Annotated in this window: 16 protein-coding genes; all 16 read left to right on the forward strand. The window is 58.6% G+C overall.

The annotated features are described in order from the left end of the window. Positions 1 to 48: 48 nt before the first annotated feature. The 16 genes from rnc (at position 49) to C2E25_RS09585 (ending at position 15,923) form a co-directional block, all read left to right on the forward strand. Positions 49 to 729, forward strand: a complete 681-nt coding sequence (gene rnc, locus C2E25_RS09515) for a ribonuclease III (protein WP_103115517.1) — start codon at positions 49 to 51, stop codon at positions 727 to 729. After that, entirely contained in the window at positions 726 to 1,757 is a 1,032-nt protein-coding gene (locus tag C2E25_RS09520; protein WP_103115518.1) for an elongator complex protein 3, read from the forward strand. Before rnc ends, C2E25_RS09520 begins: the two co-directional genes overlap by 4 nt. Further along, positions 1,747 to 2,646, forward strand: coding sequence for a GTPase Era (gene era / locus C2E25_RS09525; protein WP_103115519.1), 900 nt, complete (start codon positions 1,747 to 1,749; stop codon positions 2,644 to 2,646). Before C2E25_RS09520 ends, era begins: the two co-directional genes overlap by 11 nt. Before the next feature lie 88 nt (positions 2,647 to 2,734). Beyond that, positions 2,735 to 4,048 (forward strand): ribosome biogenesis GTPase Der, encoded by a 1,314-nt coding sequence (gene der / locus C2E25_RS09530; RefSeq protein WP_103115520.1) that lies wholly within the window; start codon positions 2,735 to 2,737, stop codon positions 4,046 to 4,048. 304 nt (positions 4,049 to 4,352) lie between these two features. After that, complete coding sequence (locus C2E25_RS09535; RefSeq protein ID WP_103115521.1) at positions 4,353 to 6,071, forward strand: response regulator; 1,719 nt, start codon at positions 4,353 to 4,355, stop codon at positions 6,069 to 6,071. A gap of 54 nt (positions 6,072 to 6,125) precedes the next feature. Continuing rightward, positions 6,126 to 6,503 (forward strand): response regulator, encoded by a 378-nt coding sequence (locus C2E25_RS09540; RefSeq protein ID WP_103115522.1) that lies wholly within the window; start codon positions 6,126 to 6,128, stop codon positions 6,501 to 6,503. Position 6,504: 1 nt separating this feature from the next. Beyond that, the gene (locus tag C2E25_RS09545; protein WP_233189388.1) at positions 6,505 to 8,580 is read left to right on the forward strand and encodes a chemotaxis protein CheA; all 2,076 of its coding nucleotides are present in this window, start codon (positions 6,505 to 6,507) and stop codon (positions 8,578 to 8,580) included. Beyond that, entirely contained in the window at positions 8,573 to 9,379 is an 807-nt protein-coding gene (locus C2E25_RS09550; protein WP_103115523.1) for an ExeA family protein, read from the forward strand. The genes C2E25_RS09545 and C2E25_RS09550 overlap by 8 nt, the downstream gene beginning before the upstream one ends. Positions 9,380 to 9,418: 39 nt before the next feature. Then, the gene (locus tag C2E25_RS17840; RefSeq protein WP_233189389.1) at positions 9,419 to 9,820 is read left to right on the forward strand and encodes a hypothetical protein; all 402 of its coding nucleotides are present in this window, start codon (positions 9,419 to 9,421) and stop codon (positions 9,818 to 9,820) included. Then, complete coding sequence (locus C2E25_RS17845; RefSeq protein ID WP_332882163.1) at positions 9,799 to 10,194, forward strand: chemotaxis protein CheW; 396 nt, start codon at positions 9,799 to 9,801, stop codon at positions 10,192 to 10,194. The genes C2E25_RS17840 and C2E25_RS17845 overlap by 22 nt, the downstream gene beginning before the upstream one ends. Beyond that, positions 10,176 to 10,544: a response regulator transcription factor gene (locus tag C2E25_RS09560; protein WP_085008330.1), complete on the forward strand. Its 369-nt coding sequence runs from the start codon at positions 10,176 to 10,178 to the stop codon at positions 10,542 to 10,544. Before C2E25_RS17845 ends, C2E25_RS09560 begins: the two co-directional genes overlap by 19 nt. A 47-nt stretch (positions 10,545 to 10,591) precedes the next feature. After that, positions 10,592 to 11,071 carry a chemotaxis protein CheW gene (locus C2E25_RS09565; protein WP_233189390.1) on the forward strand — a complete coding sequence of 160 codons (480 nt, stop codon included), beginning with the start codon at positions 10,592 to 10,594 and terminating at the stop codon, positions 11,069 to 11,071. Between the two features lie 35 nt (positions 11,072 to 11,106). Next, complete coding sequence (locus C2E25_RS09570) at positions 11,107 to 11,955, forward strand: zinc-ribbon domain-containing protein (protein WP_103115526.1); 849 nt, start codon at positions 11,107 to 11,109, stop codon at positions 11,953 to 11,955. Positions 11,956 to 11,973: 18 nt separating this feature from the next. Next, positions 11,974 to 13,986 carry a HEAT repeat domain-containing protein gene (locus C2E25_RS09575; RefSeq protein WP_103115527.1) on the forward strand — a complete coding sequence of 671 codons (2,013 nt, stop codon included), beginning with the start codon at positions 11,974 to 11,976 and terminating at the stop codon, positions 13,984 to 13,986. Positions 13,987 to 13,992: 6 nt separating this feature from the next. After that, positions 13,993 to 14,868: a CheR family methyltransferase gene (locus C2E25_RS09580; protein ID WP_103115528.1), complete on the forward strand. Its 876-nt coding sequence runs from the start codon at positions 13,993 to 13,995 to the stop codon at positions 14,866 to 14,868. After that, complete coding sequence (locus C2E25_RS09585; protein ID WP_103115529.1) at positions 14,865 to 15,923, forward strand: protein-glutamate methylesterase/protein-glutamine glutaminase; 1,059 nt, start codon at positions 14,865 to 14,867, stop codon at positions 15,921 to 15,923. The genes C2E25_RS09580 and C2E25_RS09585 overlap by 4 nt, the downstream gene beginning before the upstream one ends. Positions 15,924 to 15,972 lie beyond the last annotated feature (49 nt).

The raw sequence follows: 15,972 nt of genomic DNA on the forward strand, positions 1-15,972 counted from the left end.
ACTTCAGCCCGTTTTGACCGCCAATCCACCAACTATTGGAACCCTTTTATGGATACCCTGCAGCAACGACTCGGACATCGGTTTGTCGATCCGTCCCTTCTCAGCCAGGCTCTGACGCACAAATCTTATGCCAACGAGCACCGCCCCGAAGAGGCGCAGGACAACGAACGGCTTGAGTTTCTCGGTGACGCGGTTCTCGACCTGGTGGTCAGTGAAGCACTGCACAGCCGACGGCCGCTTCTCAGTGAAGGGGAGATGACCAGGATTCGTGCCGAGGTGGTCAGTGAAAAAGGACTCAGCTTTCTGGCGCGTGACCTGGGTGTCGGCAAGAGGTTGCGGTTGGGCCGGGGGGAAGAATTGACCGGTGGCCGGGACAAGGACAGCCTGTTGGCCGACGCGACCGAGGCCTTGTTTGGAGCGGTCTTCTGCGACGGCGGATTCGAAGCGGCGCGGAAGGTGATTCTCGGGCTGCTGGAGCAGTTGATCACGCGCGCCATCGACACCAAGTCCGGTCTGGACGCCAAAACCCGCCTGCAGGAAATTCTGCAGGCGCGGCATGGCCTGTTGCCGAATTATGTTCTGGTCGGCAGTGAGGGCCCCGACCATGATCGCAGCTATCTGGTCGAAGTCCGGTTCCAGGGGGAAACGATCGCCGCTGGACGCGGCCGAACCAAGAAACAGGCGGAACAACAGGCCGCCGCCAGGGCTCTACGGCAGCTGGACTCGTGAAGCGTCGGTCAATTTACCCGATTTTCCTGTCCCGTCATGGATGCCGTAGCCGTTGCGTCTATTGCCGGCAGGAAATTCATTCTGACGGCGACCGTTCCTGGAGTCCGGAACAGGTTCAGCAGACACTGGCTGCCTGGCTGCCGACGCGCGGAGCCGGCGAGGTTGCTTATTACGGCGGCAGTTTCAGCCTGTTGCCGTCATCCCTGCAGCGGGCGTACCTGGATGTTGCCGGTGCCTTTGTCGCGGCCGGGAGAGTCCGGGGGATCCGGATTTCAACGCACCCCGCAGGGCTGGGCGACAAGCAGCTTGAGATCCTGCGTGGCCGGCCGGTCAGTTGCGTGGAGGTCGGCTGCCAGAGTTTTTCCGATCGGGTTCTCGAGCGGGCCGGTCGGGGGCATGACGCGGCCGATATTCGGGCCGGGGTGGCTCGCCTGCGTTCCCTGCCGGTCAGGATCGGTCTGCAGTTGATGCCCGGGTTGCCGGGCGGGGACCGGGCCGAGGCGCTCGCTTCCCTGCGTCAGGCCCTGCAGTTGCGGCCCGACTTTGTCCGCATCTACCCGACCGTCGTGCTGCCCGGAACGCCGCTGGAGGAGATGCTGCTCCGCGGCCGTTACCGGGCCTGGAGTCTGGATGAGGCGGTTGAAACCTGTGCGGACATGCTGCTGACCTGTCTGCGGGCCGGGGTTCAGGTTGTGCGTGTCGGCCTGCCGCCGCTGGCGGTGCCGGCTGTTGCCGGGCCCTGGCATCCGGCCCTGGGGCAATTGGTCATCTGCAGCTTGTGGCGCCGCGCGCTTGCCGCCGCTCTGGAACAAAAAAATGGTACTATCCAGGTGTCACCCGTCAGCCTGAGCGATGTCCTCGGTCACCGCAGGTCGAATCTCCGTTTTCTGCAGGAGAGATTCGGCCCCCTGGCTGTCAGGACATCCAGGACCCTGGACCGGCATTCTTTCCAGGTCGGTTCCAAACTCTTTTCCTGGCCCGAGATGGCCGCGGCGGGTTCCCATAGTGAGGCACATCATGCAGCATGAAGTTCATCGCGGCGGTTACGTCGCCCTGGTGGGGCGTCCCAATGTCGGCAAATCGACCCTGCTCAACCGTATTCTCGGGCAGAAGATCGCCATCACCTCGCCCAAACCGCAGACCACCCGCAACCGGATTCTCGGCATCCTGCATCGTCCCGATGCCCAGGTGATGTTTCTCGATACGCCCGGCATTCACCATGCGGCCGGCAACAAGCTCAACCGTTACATGGTCAGCCAGGCGCATGGCGCCATGAATGATGTTGACTGCATCATACTGCTGGTTGAAGCCGACCGCCCGGTAACGGCGGCCGAAGAGTCCGTTATTCGAGCCATCTCCCAATCCAGTCGACCGGCGCTGCTGGTGATCAACAAGATCGACCGGGTTGCGCCGCCGGCCCTGCTCGACCTGATCCGGCGCTACAGTGAATTGCACGATTTTCTTGAAATTGTGCCGGTGTCGGCTCTCAAGGGAGATGGTATCGAACAACTGCTTGATGCCCTGCTGCCCCATCTTCCGGAAGGCCCGCCGCTCTATCCCGAAGAGATGGTGACCGATCAGCCGGAACGGTTCATCGTTGCCGAGATGATTCGCGAGCAGGTGCTGAAAAAACTGCAGAAGGAAATCCCCTACGGAACCGCGGTGCAGATTGAGCTGTTCGAAGATCAGCCGGAACGGAATCTGGTGGAGATCCATGCCGTCATTCACGTCGAACGGGAACCGCACAAACGTATTCTGGTCGGCAAGGGGGGCAGCATGATCCGTTCCATCGGTCAGGCAGCCCGGTTCGACATCGAACGCCTGCTCGACACCAGGGTGTTCCTCAAACTCTTTGTCCGCGTCGATCGCGACTGGACCCGTTCCGATCGCCTGTTGCGTGAATTCGGATACGAGTAACGTGATCAGCAAGCTGAAAACTGTAAGCTGTAAGAATTTAAAGAGAATTTCAGGTGTCCTGTGACACTTAGAGAAAGTTGGAGTTTTCATGTTGCCTGTGGTTGCCATTGTCGGCCGGCCCAATGTTGGTAAATCGACCCTGTTCAATCGTCTGCTCGGTCAACGCAAGGCGATTGTCGAGGATGTTCCCGGTGTGACCCGGGATCGCAATTATGCGCGGGTCGACCGTTTCGACCGTCCTTTCATGCTGATTGATACCGGCGGGTTCGAGCCTGCCAGCGAAGACCGGCTGCTGACGCAGATGCGGGAACAGTCGCAGCTGGCGATCGAAGAGGCCGATATCATCCTGCTGGTTTTCGATGGTCGCGAAGGGTTGACGCCCTCCGATGAAGAGGTCGCGGCGATGCTGCGCCGGGTTGAGAAACCGGTGCTGTTCCTGGTCAACAAGATCGATGGTGACAGCCAGGAACTGGCGTTGGGAGAATTCTACAGCCTCGGTCTGGACGACCTGCTGCCGATCTCCTCGGCCCATGGCCGTGGTGTCGGTGAGTTGATCGACCGCCTTCACCAGTTGATGCCGGAAGAGGTACCTCCGCGGGAATCGGAGCAGGAGACACGTCTGGCGGTCATCGGTCGTCCCAATGTCGGTAAAAGTTCCCTGATCAACAGGATGCTGGGGGTGGAGAGGGTGGTTGCCAATCCGATCGCCGGAACGACGCGAGACAGTGTCGACACCCCTTTTGTCTACAACCGTAAAAACTACCTGATGATCGATACCGCAGGTATCAGGCGCAAGGGCAAGGTCAGTCAGAAACTGGAAAAATTCAGTGTTGTCCAGGCGCTGAAGGCGATGGAGAGAGCCCATATCGTGCTGGTGGTGATCGACGCCGGTGAGGGGGTGACAGATCAGGATCTGACCGTTGCCGGCTATGCCGAAGAGAAGGGACGGGCGGTGCTGCTGGTGGTCAACAAGTGGGACCTGGTCGAAAAGGATCACACGACCATGGGGCAGTATATCAAGGACCTGCGCGGCAAATTCAAGTTCCTGCCCGATGCGCCGGTGGTCTTCATTTCCGCCCTGACCGGCCAGCGGGTTTCAAAAATCATGACCGAGGTTGAAAAGCTGAGCGAGGAGTTCAATCGCAAGCTCTCGACCTCCGCCATCAACAAGGTTCTGCAGGAGGCGACGGAAGCGCACCCGCCGAGCATTTTCCGCGGCAAGAGGCTGAAATTCTTTTACGCGACCCAGACCGGGGTGCGGCCCCCGACCATCACCATCTTCGTCAACCGTTCAGACGGGGTGCATTTTTCCTATCAACGCTACCTGGCCAACCAGTTCCGCCGGGCGTTGCGGCTGACCGGGTCGCCGTTGCGGATTCGCTACCAGGACCGCCGCCATTGAGGTTGTTTTGAGGCCCAGATCCACCGGCAATTTCGGTATTCGGCTGTCGTCACGGATGAATCTGCTTCGTTGCCTTTACCGGTTCGGTGCTCAACGTAGCTCGGCTACGTTTCCGCCCGAATCGGCACGGCGCCTCGCATCTCCACCCGTCCCGTCACCCTCGGTTCGCAAAACAGCCGGTGGATTTGGGCGGGGGAAAGGACTTTACTTGTCCCCAACCCTGGGATATATTTATTTTCATTTAATTTTTCGCCTTTCTACGGGTATTCCGGGACCTTTCCCGGTCCCCTGACACCAGAGATTTATGAGTCTAGTCGGTAACCTCGAAGACCTCGGCCTGGGGGATATCCTCCAGATCGTCAGCCTCAGTCGCAAGTCCGGCGTACTGACCCTGAGCAGTCGCGGCCGCGAAGGGAAGGTCATTTTCTATAATGGCCAGGTTATTCGCGCCACATCCAGTGTTTATCGCGAGAATCTCGGCCATCTGCTGTTGCGCAAGGAGTTGGTGGACCTCGATACCCTGCGTCGGGCGCTTGAACTGCAGGCCGGCTCGACGGAGCGGGAACGGCTCGGCACCATTCTCTCGGAACAGTTCGGGATTTCCCGTGATGCCATCGAAGAGGTGGTCAAGGAGCAGGTGGAGAAGATCGTTTACAGCTTCTTTGCCTGGACCGAGGGAGCCTTTTCCTTCGAACTCGGAGAGCAGGAAGATCCCGCCCAGGTCCATGTCAATCCCCTGCAATTCATGCTCGACCAGGGGCTCAACCCCCAATGGCTGGCCATGGAGGGCAGTCGCATCATCGATGAAAAAAGACATCGTGGCGAAGATCCCGAAGAGACGCCGATTGAGCCGGTCACAGATCTTGAGGAACTGCTCGGCGATCTGGTCGCTGTCAACGAGGAGGCGGGGGGTGCCGAAAGTGAACTGCCGCTTGACGAAGGAGATCTGCTTCTTGCCCCGACGGGTGATGAAAAACAACCGATTCTGCTGGTCGATGACGACGAGTTGACCCGCGATCTGCTCGCCGAGGCACTGGCGGAACGGGGGCGCAATGTGCGCTCCTTCGCCGATGGCCGCGCCTTTCTCAAGGCACTGGAAGAGGTTGCCGGCAAGGGCGGTCGACCGGTTCTGGTTGTGGATCTGATCATGCCGCGCATGGATGGCAGCGGCATCCTCGGCGGACTGGAGCTGGCCGACCGGATTGCCGATATCTGTCCTGAAGCGAAGGCCTACGTGCTTACCGATCATCCCAATCAGGATGCCGAGAAAAAATTGCGTGAAAAAGGTTTCCCGGCGGTTCTCGCGAAACCGAAAAAAGATGCTCTTCGTTCGGGTGACGGGACGCGGGAACTGCAGATCCTGGCTGACCGAATCATCGCCGGTGACGGAGCCGGAGAATCCGTCGTCGAGAGGCCGCCATCCGGAGACTATCACAATATCGGAAGGGAACTGATCGCCGAGTTGGGGGATGATGCGGGACTCAGCTCTTCCAAGGGGCCCGAGTCGCCCGGACTCCACCTGCTCAAGGGCATGTTGCAGGAACTCAACAACCCGTCCCTTGGCGGCGGCATCATCCTGCTGGTGCTGCGGTTTGCCAGCGAGTTGATGAACCGGGCCGTTATTTTCCTGGTCAAGGACGATATTGTCGTCGGGTTGGGCCAGTTCGGCATCGAACTCAAGAGTTCCTCCGCGGACCTGAATGTTCGTCGCATTGCCATTCCCCGTCAGGAGTCGTCGGTTCTGGCGTCGGCCCTGAAAATGATGACGCCGCTCAAGGCCGAGCCTGGCGAGACCGAGTGGGATCGTTACCTGCAGGAACAGCTGGGCGGTGGTCGCCCCGCGGAGATTTTCCTTGGGCCGATCCTCAGTGAAGGCAAGGTGGTGGCCCTGCTTTATGGCGACAACCTTCCGGAAAAGACACCCATCGGTGATACTGAATCGCTGGAAATCTTTCTTTCCCAGGCCGGTTTGGCGATGGAGAAGGCGCTGCTTGAACGACGTTTGAAACTGCAGGATGTATGAATGATGAAGTTGGCGTTGCTTGTTCCGCACCGGTGCTGATCGAGAGAGGATGCTGTGGCTGCCAAAATCCTGATTGCCGAAGATTCGCCGACCATGCGCTCGCTGATCGTTTCGACCATTGCCGCCCTCGGTGACTATGAAATCGTTGAAGCGGCCAACGGCTTTGAGGCCCTGCGGATTCTTCCTCGGGAAAAAGTCGACCTGGTCATAACCGATATCAATATGCCGGATATCAACGGCCTCGAACTGGTCAGCTTTGTCAAGAACAACCCCAATTACCAGAACACTCCGCTGTTTATTATCAGCACTGAAAGTAGTGAGCGTGACCGTGAAAAAGGCATGACTCTCGGTGCGGATGCCTACCTGGTCAAACCCTTCTCCCCGGAAGAATTGCAGTCCCTGATCCGGCAGTATCTCCCGCAGGAGGTCTGAGGTGGGCGATAATCCCTCATCCCGGGCGATCCACGAGTTCCTCGCCGAGGCCGAAGAGATTATTGAAAATCTCAATCGCGGGCTGGTTTCCATGGGAGAGCAGGTGGAGTCCGGAGACATCGATCCGGATACGGTCAATGCCATTTTCCGTGAGGCCCATTCCATCAAGGGGCTTTCCGGGATGTTCGGCTTTGATGACATCTCCCGGCTGTCCCACCAGATGGAAAACCTGCTCGACAGCTTGCGCCTCGGCAAGCTGTCACTCTCCCGGCAGATGCTCGAGGTCCTGTTCCAGGGAGTTGAAACCCTCGCCCGGCTGGTTTCCGGCAAGGCGGACGATGACGCCTTCCAGCTCGATCTCGGTCCGGTCATGGCTCTTATCGAGAGCCTCCTTGAAGGAGACCATGATAATGCGACCGATCTGCTGGACGGCATCGATCTCGATTCCTCGCTGCTCAATGTCCTGACGGAATACGAGGAACATCGTCTGCGTGAGAATCTTTCGCGGGGACGCCGCCTGCTGCTGGTCAAAGCCAACTTCAGCCTGGCCAGTTTTGACCAGGAACTCGCCGAGTTGACAGACGCGCTCAAGAAAACCGGTGAGCTTATCAGTACCCTGCCGAGTCCCGGAGATGCCGATGATCGAATCGGCTTTCAGCTGCTGGTCGGTACCGACCAGGAATTGTCCGAGGTCTCAGCGGCCATCGATCGTGATTCGGTCAAGTTTGAAGAGGTCTGTCGCAAACCGCCGTCTTCAGGCGGCCATCCGGCGATATCGAATCAAACTGTCACCAATGCGGAGGTGGAGGATGCCGCGACCGGGATCGAGTTGACCGATCCCGCCGCCGGCGCCGATGAACAGGCCGCGTCGCTGCGGTCTTTCAGTCGTACGGTACGGGTCGATATCGAAAAACTCGACAACCTGATGAATATTGTCGGCGAATTGGTTCTCTCCAAAGGGGCCATCCAGCGCATTGCCGAAGAAATCAAGGGCAAGGTCAGCAATGACCTGGCTGCCGATCTGCACAAGGCGACGCGCGGTCTTGAACGCCGTCTTGATGAACTTCAGGCCGGGGTCATGGAGGTGCGGATGGTGCCGGTTTCGCAGCTCTTCGACAAGATGACCAGGATTGTCCGTCGGGTCGCCAATGAACACGGCAAGAGTGTTTCTCTCGATATCCGCGGGGCCGAAACGGAGCTGGACAAGTTGATTGTCGAGGATCTGACCGATCCCTTGATGCATATCATCCGCAATGCCATTGACCACGGTATCGAGACCCCTGAAGTTCGCAAGGCCGCAGGAAAAGAGGAACGAGCCAGGATCTCTCTCCATGCGTCGCAGAAAGGGAACCATGTTGTCATCGAAGTTCAGGATGACGGCCAGGGGATCGATCCGCAGCGGGTGAGACAAAAGGCGATCGAAAAAGGACTGATTTCGAGCGAGGTGGTGCTGACCCGCGAGGAAGTTTATGACCTGCTTTTCATGCCCGGGTTCTCCACCCGCGATGAAGTCAGCGATCTTTCCGGACGCGGCGTCGGCATGGATGTGGTGAAAAACAATATTGCCGCTCTCTCCGGCATGATCGAGATCGACAGCGAGCCGGGGCAGGGGACCACCATGACCATCACCCTGCCGATCACGTTGGCCATCATCAAGGCGCTGATTGTGCGGGCCAGCGGTCAGACCTACGCGGTCCCGATTAACTCGGTTCTCGAGACTCTGATGCTTGATCCCACGGTGATCGAGACCATTGAGCGACGGGAAGTGATCGAATTGCGCAACAGCACTCTTCCGTTGCTGCGGTTGAGTGAAGCCTTTGATCTTCCTTTGAACGAACATCATGGAGAGAAGCTCTTTGTCGCCGTGGTCGGCCTGGCTGAAAAACGGTTGGGGATCGTCGTCGATGAGCTGCTCGGGCAGCAGGATGTGGTCATCAAGTCCCTGGGGCGCACGCTTTCTTTTGTCAAGGGGATTGCCGGAGCCGCTGATCTCGGCAGCCAGCGGACGATTCTGGTGCTTGATGTCGGCGGCCTGATGAGTGAGGCCCTGCGCACTGAGGTTGGTGCCCATGTATAAGGAATTTTACGGACTTTCAGAACGGCCTTTCAGCAAAACGCCCGATCCGCGCTTCCTCTACCTCAGCCGCGGACACAAGGAAGCCCTGGCGCGGTTAGTGTACGCCGTGGAAGAGAGTGACCTGGTCCTGTTGACCGGAGAAATCGGCTGCGGCAAGACCACCCTTTCCCGGGCCCTGATTGATGAACTGGAGGAAAACCGCAAGGTGATCCTGTTTATCAATCCGCGGTTGACGCCGATGGAGTTTCTCAAAACCCTGGCTCTTCGGCTGGGGGTGAAGAAACCGTCCCGGAGCAAGTCCGATCTGCTCGATCAGATCGGTGCTGAACTCTATCGCTGCCATGAAACCGGGCAATGTCCGGTCCTGGTGATTGATGAGGCGCAGCTGGTGCCACACAAGGAAACCTTTGATGAAATCAGGCTGCTGACCAATTTCCAGCTGGATGATCAGAACCTGATCTGCGTCGTGTTGATGGGGCAGCCGGAATTGCGCAAGCGCCTGCTGCATCGCGCCTATGAACCGCTGCGCCAGCGCATCGGCATGCAGTACAATCTGCAGCCGCTCTGTCTGGAGGAAACGCGCGCCTATCTGCGGCACCGGCTTCAGGTTGCCGGTGGTGACCCGCAACTCTTCAGTGATGAGGCGGTACGGGTTGTGCAGGAATTTTCGGGTGGCGTGCCGCGACGCATCAACCATGTCGCCGCCCTGGCTTTACTGGAGGGGTTCGGCCGTGAAGCCCCGCGAATCGACAGCGACGTAATGAATGCCGTGATGGACGAGTTGGCGATGGCCATTTAGCTGTCCGTGCCATGCGGGCAGGGTTGAAAGACTGTTTCTATGGACCTGGTGGAAATTCGCAGGAAAGCCGGACGCAAAAAGCAGGGTCGCAAAGATCCGCGACCGGAGCCGTCGACCGCAACGAAGGTTGAAGAATCGGCCCCGGAACCGAAGATCGATGCCGAGGCCGTTATGGAGCCGATCACCACCTCTTCCGCGCCTGCGGCCGACGACCTCGAACACGCGCTGGAGACGCGGCCGGGGGAGGATGCCCTGGAACAACTTTTCACGGCCCAGCAGGATCTCGCGCTGGCGACCGAAGAGAGTTACCTGCAGGCATTCCGGGGGGGGGCAACGAAACGCGGCTCGATCTGCAGCGATGGCTGGCATTTTCCCTCGGCAACGAACGTTACGCGGTCAATATCGAGTTCGTCAACGAGATCATCAAGCCGCGAGAGGTGACGGAAATTCCCAGGGTGCCGGATTTCCTGCTGGGAATCATCTCGTTGCGGGGTATCATCGTGCCGGTTGTGGATCTGCGGCGTCGGCTGAATCTGGGTGTCGTTGTTGCTGACGATCGGGCCCGGATCCTGGTATGTGAAGAAAAAGATCGCATTGTCGGCCTGCTGGTTGACAATATTACACAGGTGATTCATCTCGGTGCAGATGAGATTGAACCACCGCCCGCCATTCTCACCGGGCTGAATCGGGAATTGGTGGAGGGGGTCGGCCGTATCAAGGGACAGATGGTGATTTTGCTTGACCTGCCGCAGGTCCTGGATATGGAAATGCACGGAACCGAAGAAAGGAGCGGGGCGTGGGAAAGAAAATACTGATTGTTGAGGATGAGGAAAGCTTGCTTAAGCTGGAGAGTATCCTGCTGACATCCAAGGGATTCGAGGTGCGGGGTGTGGCCAATGGTACCGAGGCCCTGGAGGCGATTGCGGAGGAACCGCCGGACCTGGTCCTGCTCGACATCATGCTGCCCGAACTGGATGGTTTCGAGGTCTGTCGCCGCATCAAGGAGCAGGAAGCGACCCGCGGCATTCCGGTCATCATGCTGACGGCCAAGAAAAGCCGCGAGGACATGTCCCGGGGAGAAGAAGTCGGCGCCGACTGGTATATCACCAAGCCGTTCAAGTCGGCCATGGTCATTGAAACCATCCAGCGATTCCTGGCCCGATGAATCCGTCTCCTATTGTCCGGAAGGATAGCCTTGAAGAGACCGCGGAGGTGCGCAGAGAACTGCAACTCGCCTGCTTTCGGGTTGGGGTGCTGCACTACGGACTCGACATTATGCGGATCCGGGAGATTATCCGGCCGCTCAAGATTACCCCGATTCCCAAGTCGCCGACTTTTGTTGAAGGAGTGATCAATCTGCGTGGTGCGGTGATTCCGATTGTTGATCTGCGGCGGAGATTTGACCTGGACATTCCTGCCGATGATCGTCGAACGCGAATCATCATCTGCGCTCTCGGTGGGCGGGTGATCGGGCTGAAGGTTGACGAGGTCGCCGAGGTCCGGCGTTATGTTCGCCAGGACATCCAGCCGGCGCCCCATTTTATCAAGGGGCGGGATGCCGAGTTCTTTCTCGGGGTCTGCCGGAAGGACGATGATCTGGTGATGATTCTGGACCTTGACCGGGTCCTTTCTTCAGAAGAAAAGATCGACCTTGCGGACCTGCAGTCCGCTGTTACGGCAGAGAAAAACTGAGATCTGCCGGCAACCAGGGAGTTTGATGCTGTTCGATGATTGTTGATTGTCCCGCATGTTCGGCGCGTTTCCGGTTTGCCGCGGAACGTCATGCCGGGAAACGAATCCGCCTGCGCTGTTCACGCTGCAGGGAAGTCTTTGCCGTTGAGGTTGCCGCCGCTCTCCATGTTCTGGTGGCGCATAGTGACCCGTCCCTGTGCGTCACCGTCACGGATCTTCTCTCCGAGGTTGGGATTTCCAGCGAGATCTGTCATTCCGGCAATGATGCCCTGGCCGCGATGGCCCTGCGGCCCCCCGATGTCGCCCTGGTTGATGTCGCGTTGCCCGGACTTTATGCCTTCGAGATCGTCGACAAGGTTCGGGCCCTGCCCGGTCTGGACCGGGTCAAGGTGATCCTGCTCTCTTCGGTCTACAATAAGGCGGCCTACAAACGGAGTCCGACTTCACTCTACGGCGCCGACGACTACATCGAAAAACATCATATCCCTGATGACCTGGTCCGAAAAGTACTGCATCTCTCCTCCGGACGGCGGCCGGAACCGCCCGGTGGGTCGGAGCCGGAGTCTCAGCAGCAGGCCTGGGACGCGGTCAATGAACGACTGCAGCAGGCCGAAAACGAAGAGGTCAGACAGACACGGGGGTTCGATCTCGGACAGGCCCGACGGCTGGCCAGGATTGTTGCTTCCGATATCGCTCTCTATCATCAGGACAAGGTGGAGGAGGGAATCCGCAGCGGTCGTTTTTTCGACCTGATGGCCACGGAAATAAGGGAAGGAGAACGGCTCTTTATCGAACGTTTCGGTGATCGGAACGGGATCGGCAACCGGCTGTTGCGCGAGGCGTTTGAAGAATTGATCGCCAGCCGAAAGATTGGTGAACAGTAATGAGGGCAGGGGGATTTCATGGCTGAAGAACAACTGCTGATTGAAATGTGTTCGGCCGCCGGTGAGGAGGAGCGCCTGCAAGGTCTCAAGGGACTCGGGCGTTATGGCATTGAACGATTCCTGCCGCAACTCTACCGGGCGCTTGGTGATGAAAGCTGGAGGGTTCGCAAGGAGGCGACCGAACTTTTTCTCGCGCTTCCCCGCGCCGGAGAGCTCGCCGGAGATATCATCGAACTGCTGCACTCTCAGGATAATGCCGGGTTGCGCAATACCGCGGTCGATATTCTCGTCCGCCTTGGTCACTGCGCCATCCCCCGCCTGCTTGAAGAGTTGTCCTGTCCCGATCATGACGTGCGCAAATTCATTCTCGATATTTTTGGTGCAGTGAGGGCAGAAGAGGCCATGCCGGGAATGCTTGCGGCTCTGGCCGACAGCGACTCCAACGTTCGGGCCGCCGCCGCGGAAAACCTCGGTCGCATGCAGCTCCCCGAGGCTGTTCCGGCACTGCTGGAAGCCATGGCCGATGCCGACCTGATGTTGCGTTTTACCATCCTGGAAGCTCTGGCGCAGATCGGGGGGGAAGTTTCCGTTGAGGAACTGCTACCCTACCATGAAGAAAAACTTCTTCGCCAGGCGCTGTTTGACTGTCTCGGTCATGTCGGCAACGGTGACGCGCTGCCGGTTCTGATCGAGGGACTGACTGACAGTATGCGCAATGTGCGCGAAGCGGCCTGCCTGGCCATACAGCGTATCGCCCTGCGCCATCCCGAAATGGTGCAGCGGGTCATGACTCGGCGACGGGAGACCGGTTTTATCGATTCGCTCGGCGAACTGCTCACCAGTCGTCGTGTCGATGTCCGACGCGGCGCGGTCCACCTGCTCGGCTGGATCGGTCATGCCGAAACTGCTGAACGGTTGCTGCCCTTGTTGCGTGACGAGGACCTTTCACGGGAAGCGGCCGCGGCTCTGATTTCCATCGGCAGCGAATCGGCCTGTTCCCTGACCGGGTTGTGGCCCGGGGCTGACGCTCAGACACGTGCCTGCCTCGCCTATATCCTCGGCGAGGCTCGCTGTTGCGACTGTGAGGATCTGCTGCTTGCGGCTCTGCAGGATCCGTTTGCCGATCTGCAGCAGGCCGCCGCCCATGCCCTGGGACTGGTTGGTGGGGAGCGGAGCCCGCGGGCTTTGGCGGAGTGCCTGTCGAAGTGTGATCAGCAGGTGGCCGATACGCTGGTCCAGTCCCTGTCGAAGCTGGCCGCGCGCTTCCCGGAGCAGGTTCTGGCGGCCATCGGTCATCTGTTGGAAGCTGAGGCCGAAGCGGTTCGCGCCCAGGCCGTAAGCGTCCTCGGTGCCCTTGCTGACGATCGCGTTGATGCCCTTATCGGCATGGCGCTCAAGGATGTCGCCGCCGGTGTTCGCGCTGCCGCCGTCAGGGCCTGTGATGGCCGCACAGGTGAACGGCAGCGGCAGGCACTGCTGATTGCCCTGACTGACGAAGAGAGCGAAGTGCGCCGCCTGGCTGTCGAGGTGATTGGTGCCGGCGAAGGTGAAGAGGTCGTAGAGGCCCTGCAACTGGCCATGCAGGATGAGGACATGTGGGTTCGGGCCGCGGCGGTCCGCTCACTTGCCCGCCAGACCCCGGAAATCGCTGTTGTTCTGCTGGACCGGGCGTTGTCCGACAAGGTCGGGCTGGTGGTCATCGCGGCCCTGGAAGCCCTCGGGGAACTTGACCCCGACGCGGCCTGTTCACGACTGCTTGCCATCCTTGATCATCCCGATGAGGAGGTGGTCAACGCCGCCCTCAAGCAACTGGCCTGTTCCGGCCGTTCTGACTGGGTGGCTGAACGGGGGGAAGTCCTGCTCAATCATGGTAATTGGGAAGTGCGCCTGACGGCTTCGCGGACACTGGCCGAACTGGCTCCCGAAACAGCCCTTCGGCTGATGGAAAAAAGACTCCTGGTCGAAGAAGAAGATCTGGTTCGGCAACAATTCAGTGAATTGATCGACGCGCTGCGCGCCGCGCAAGGATAGTCCCGGATGTTCGTCTTTACTCCAGATATCCCGATGAGCCAGGAAGAATTCAGGCTGTTGCGGGACTATGTCTACCAGTATTGCGGACTGCACTTCTCCGAAGAGTCGAAATATATCTTGGAAAAACGGCTGGCCCGGCGTCTTCAGCATCATCGGCTGAAATCATTCAAGGATTATTATTACCTGTTGCGCTACAACAGCAGCAAGGATCAGGAACTGACCGAACTGATCAACCTGCTGACCACCAATGAAACCTATTTTTTTCGTGAAGATTTCCAGCTGAAAAGTTTCACCGAGGAGATCGTTCCTGAAATATGCCGTCGTAAAGAGCAGGAAGACAACCGTCGCCTGCGTATCTGGAGCGCCGGCTGTTCGACCGGGGAAGAACCCTACACGGTTGCCATGCTGCTGCTTGAAAAACCCGAGTTGCGCGACTGGCAGATCGACATCATCGGCACCGACATAAGCCAGCAGGTGCTGAAGGTCGCCCGGCGCGGACTCTACGGGGAAAATTCCTTTCGCAGCACTGAAGAGTCCTACCGGAGGAAATATTTTCGTTCGCAGGACGGCAAATGGTTGATCGATGACCGGGTGAAAAAACTGGTCACCATCAGTCACCTCAACCTGTTCGATGCCCCCAGGGTCAGCCTGCTGGGTAAAATGGATGTTATTTTCTGCCGCAATGTCATCATTTATTTTGACCTGGCCGCGAAAAGAAGAGTCATTGATACCTTTCACCGACGCCTGCAACCTCAGGGGTTTCTGCTGCTCGGCCATTCCGAATCACTGATGAATATTTCAACCGCGTTTGAATTGCGTCATCTGCGGCATGACATGGTCTACCAGAAACCTCTTGCCAGTCTTTCGGGGGCCGGCCTATGAGTGATCGGGTTGTCCGGGTTCTGGTGGTCGATGACTCAGCCTATAACCGGCGGACCATCATCCGGATGCTGGAAGAGATCCCCGGTATCCAGGTGTTGGGGTATGCCTGCAATGGTGAAGAAGGTCTGCGCAAGGTCTTTGATCTCAAGCCCGACCTGATCACTCTTGACCTGGAAATGCCGCGCATGGACGGATTTTCCTTCCTGCGCATCCTGATGCAGAATCGTCCCACGCCGGTCATCGTTGTTTCTTCACGCTCCGGCGACGAGGATGTTTTCAAGGCACTCGATTTCGGCGCGGTGGAGTTTGTCTCCAAGCCGAGCGCGCAAATTTCTCCTGAGCTGTTCAATATCCGTGATGACCTGTTGCGCAAGGTACGCGAGGTGGCCGGGGCCGATATGCGCAAGGTTCTGCAACGCAGCAAGGCGCGTCATAAAGATGTCAGACTGCCGGGCAGGACGCCTCCCAGGTTTTTTCCGAGCGGACTCACCCAGGTGGTGATCGGTGCCTCGACCGGGGGGCCGCCGGCTCTGCAGACCCTTTTTGCCGCTATCCGGTCACGGATCGAGATAGGGTTTGCCGTCTCCCAGCACATGCCCCCCGGTTTTACCAGGGCCTTTGCTGACCGTTTGAACAAAATCGGTTCACTTGAAATCAAGGAGGCGGAAAACGGCGACCTGATGAAGCCGGGACGGGTTCTTGTCGCCCCCGGCGGCAGGAACCTGACCTTTCGCCGGCGTGGTGGTGACGTGATTGCCCAGGTTGGCGAGCCTTCACCTGACCAGCGTTACACCCCTTCGGTGGATGCCATGTTTCAATCCGCCAGTGAAATTTTCGGCGACCAACTGCTGGCCGTGGTCCTGACCGGCATGGGCAATGACGGCGCACGCGGGGTCAGGCTGGTCAAGCAACGAGGCGGACAGGTTCTGGCCGAGGCGGAGGAGTCGAGTGTTGTTTTCGGTATGCCCAAGGAGGCGATTGCCGCGGGGGTGGTTGACAGGGTGGTTCCACTTGCCGAGCTCAGTCGTGAAATTCTGATACGCTGCGGTTATTGATTCAGGCTATATTCAGTGGATATTTTGTCGCCGGATTGCTAGAATACCA

Origin of the sequence: Geothermobacter hydrogeniphilus, assembly GCF_002898515.1 — a bacterium.
Classification (GTDB): domain Bacteria; phylum Desulfobacterota; class Desulfuromonadia; order Desulfuromonadales; family Geothermobacteraceae; genus Geothermobacter_A.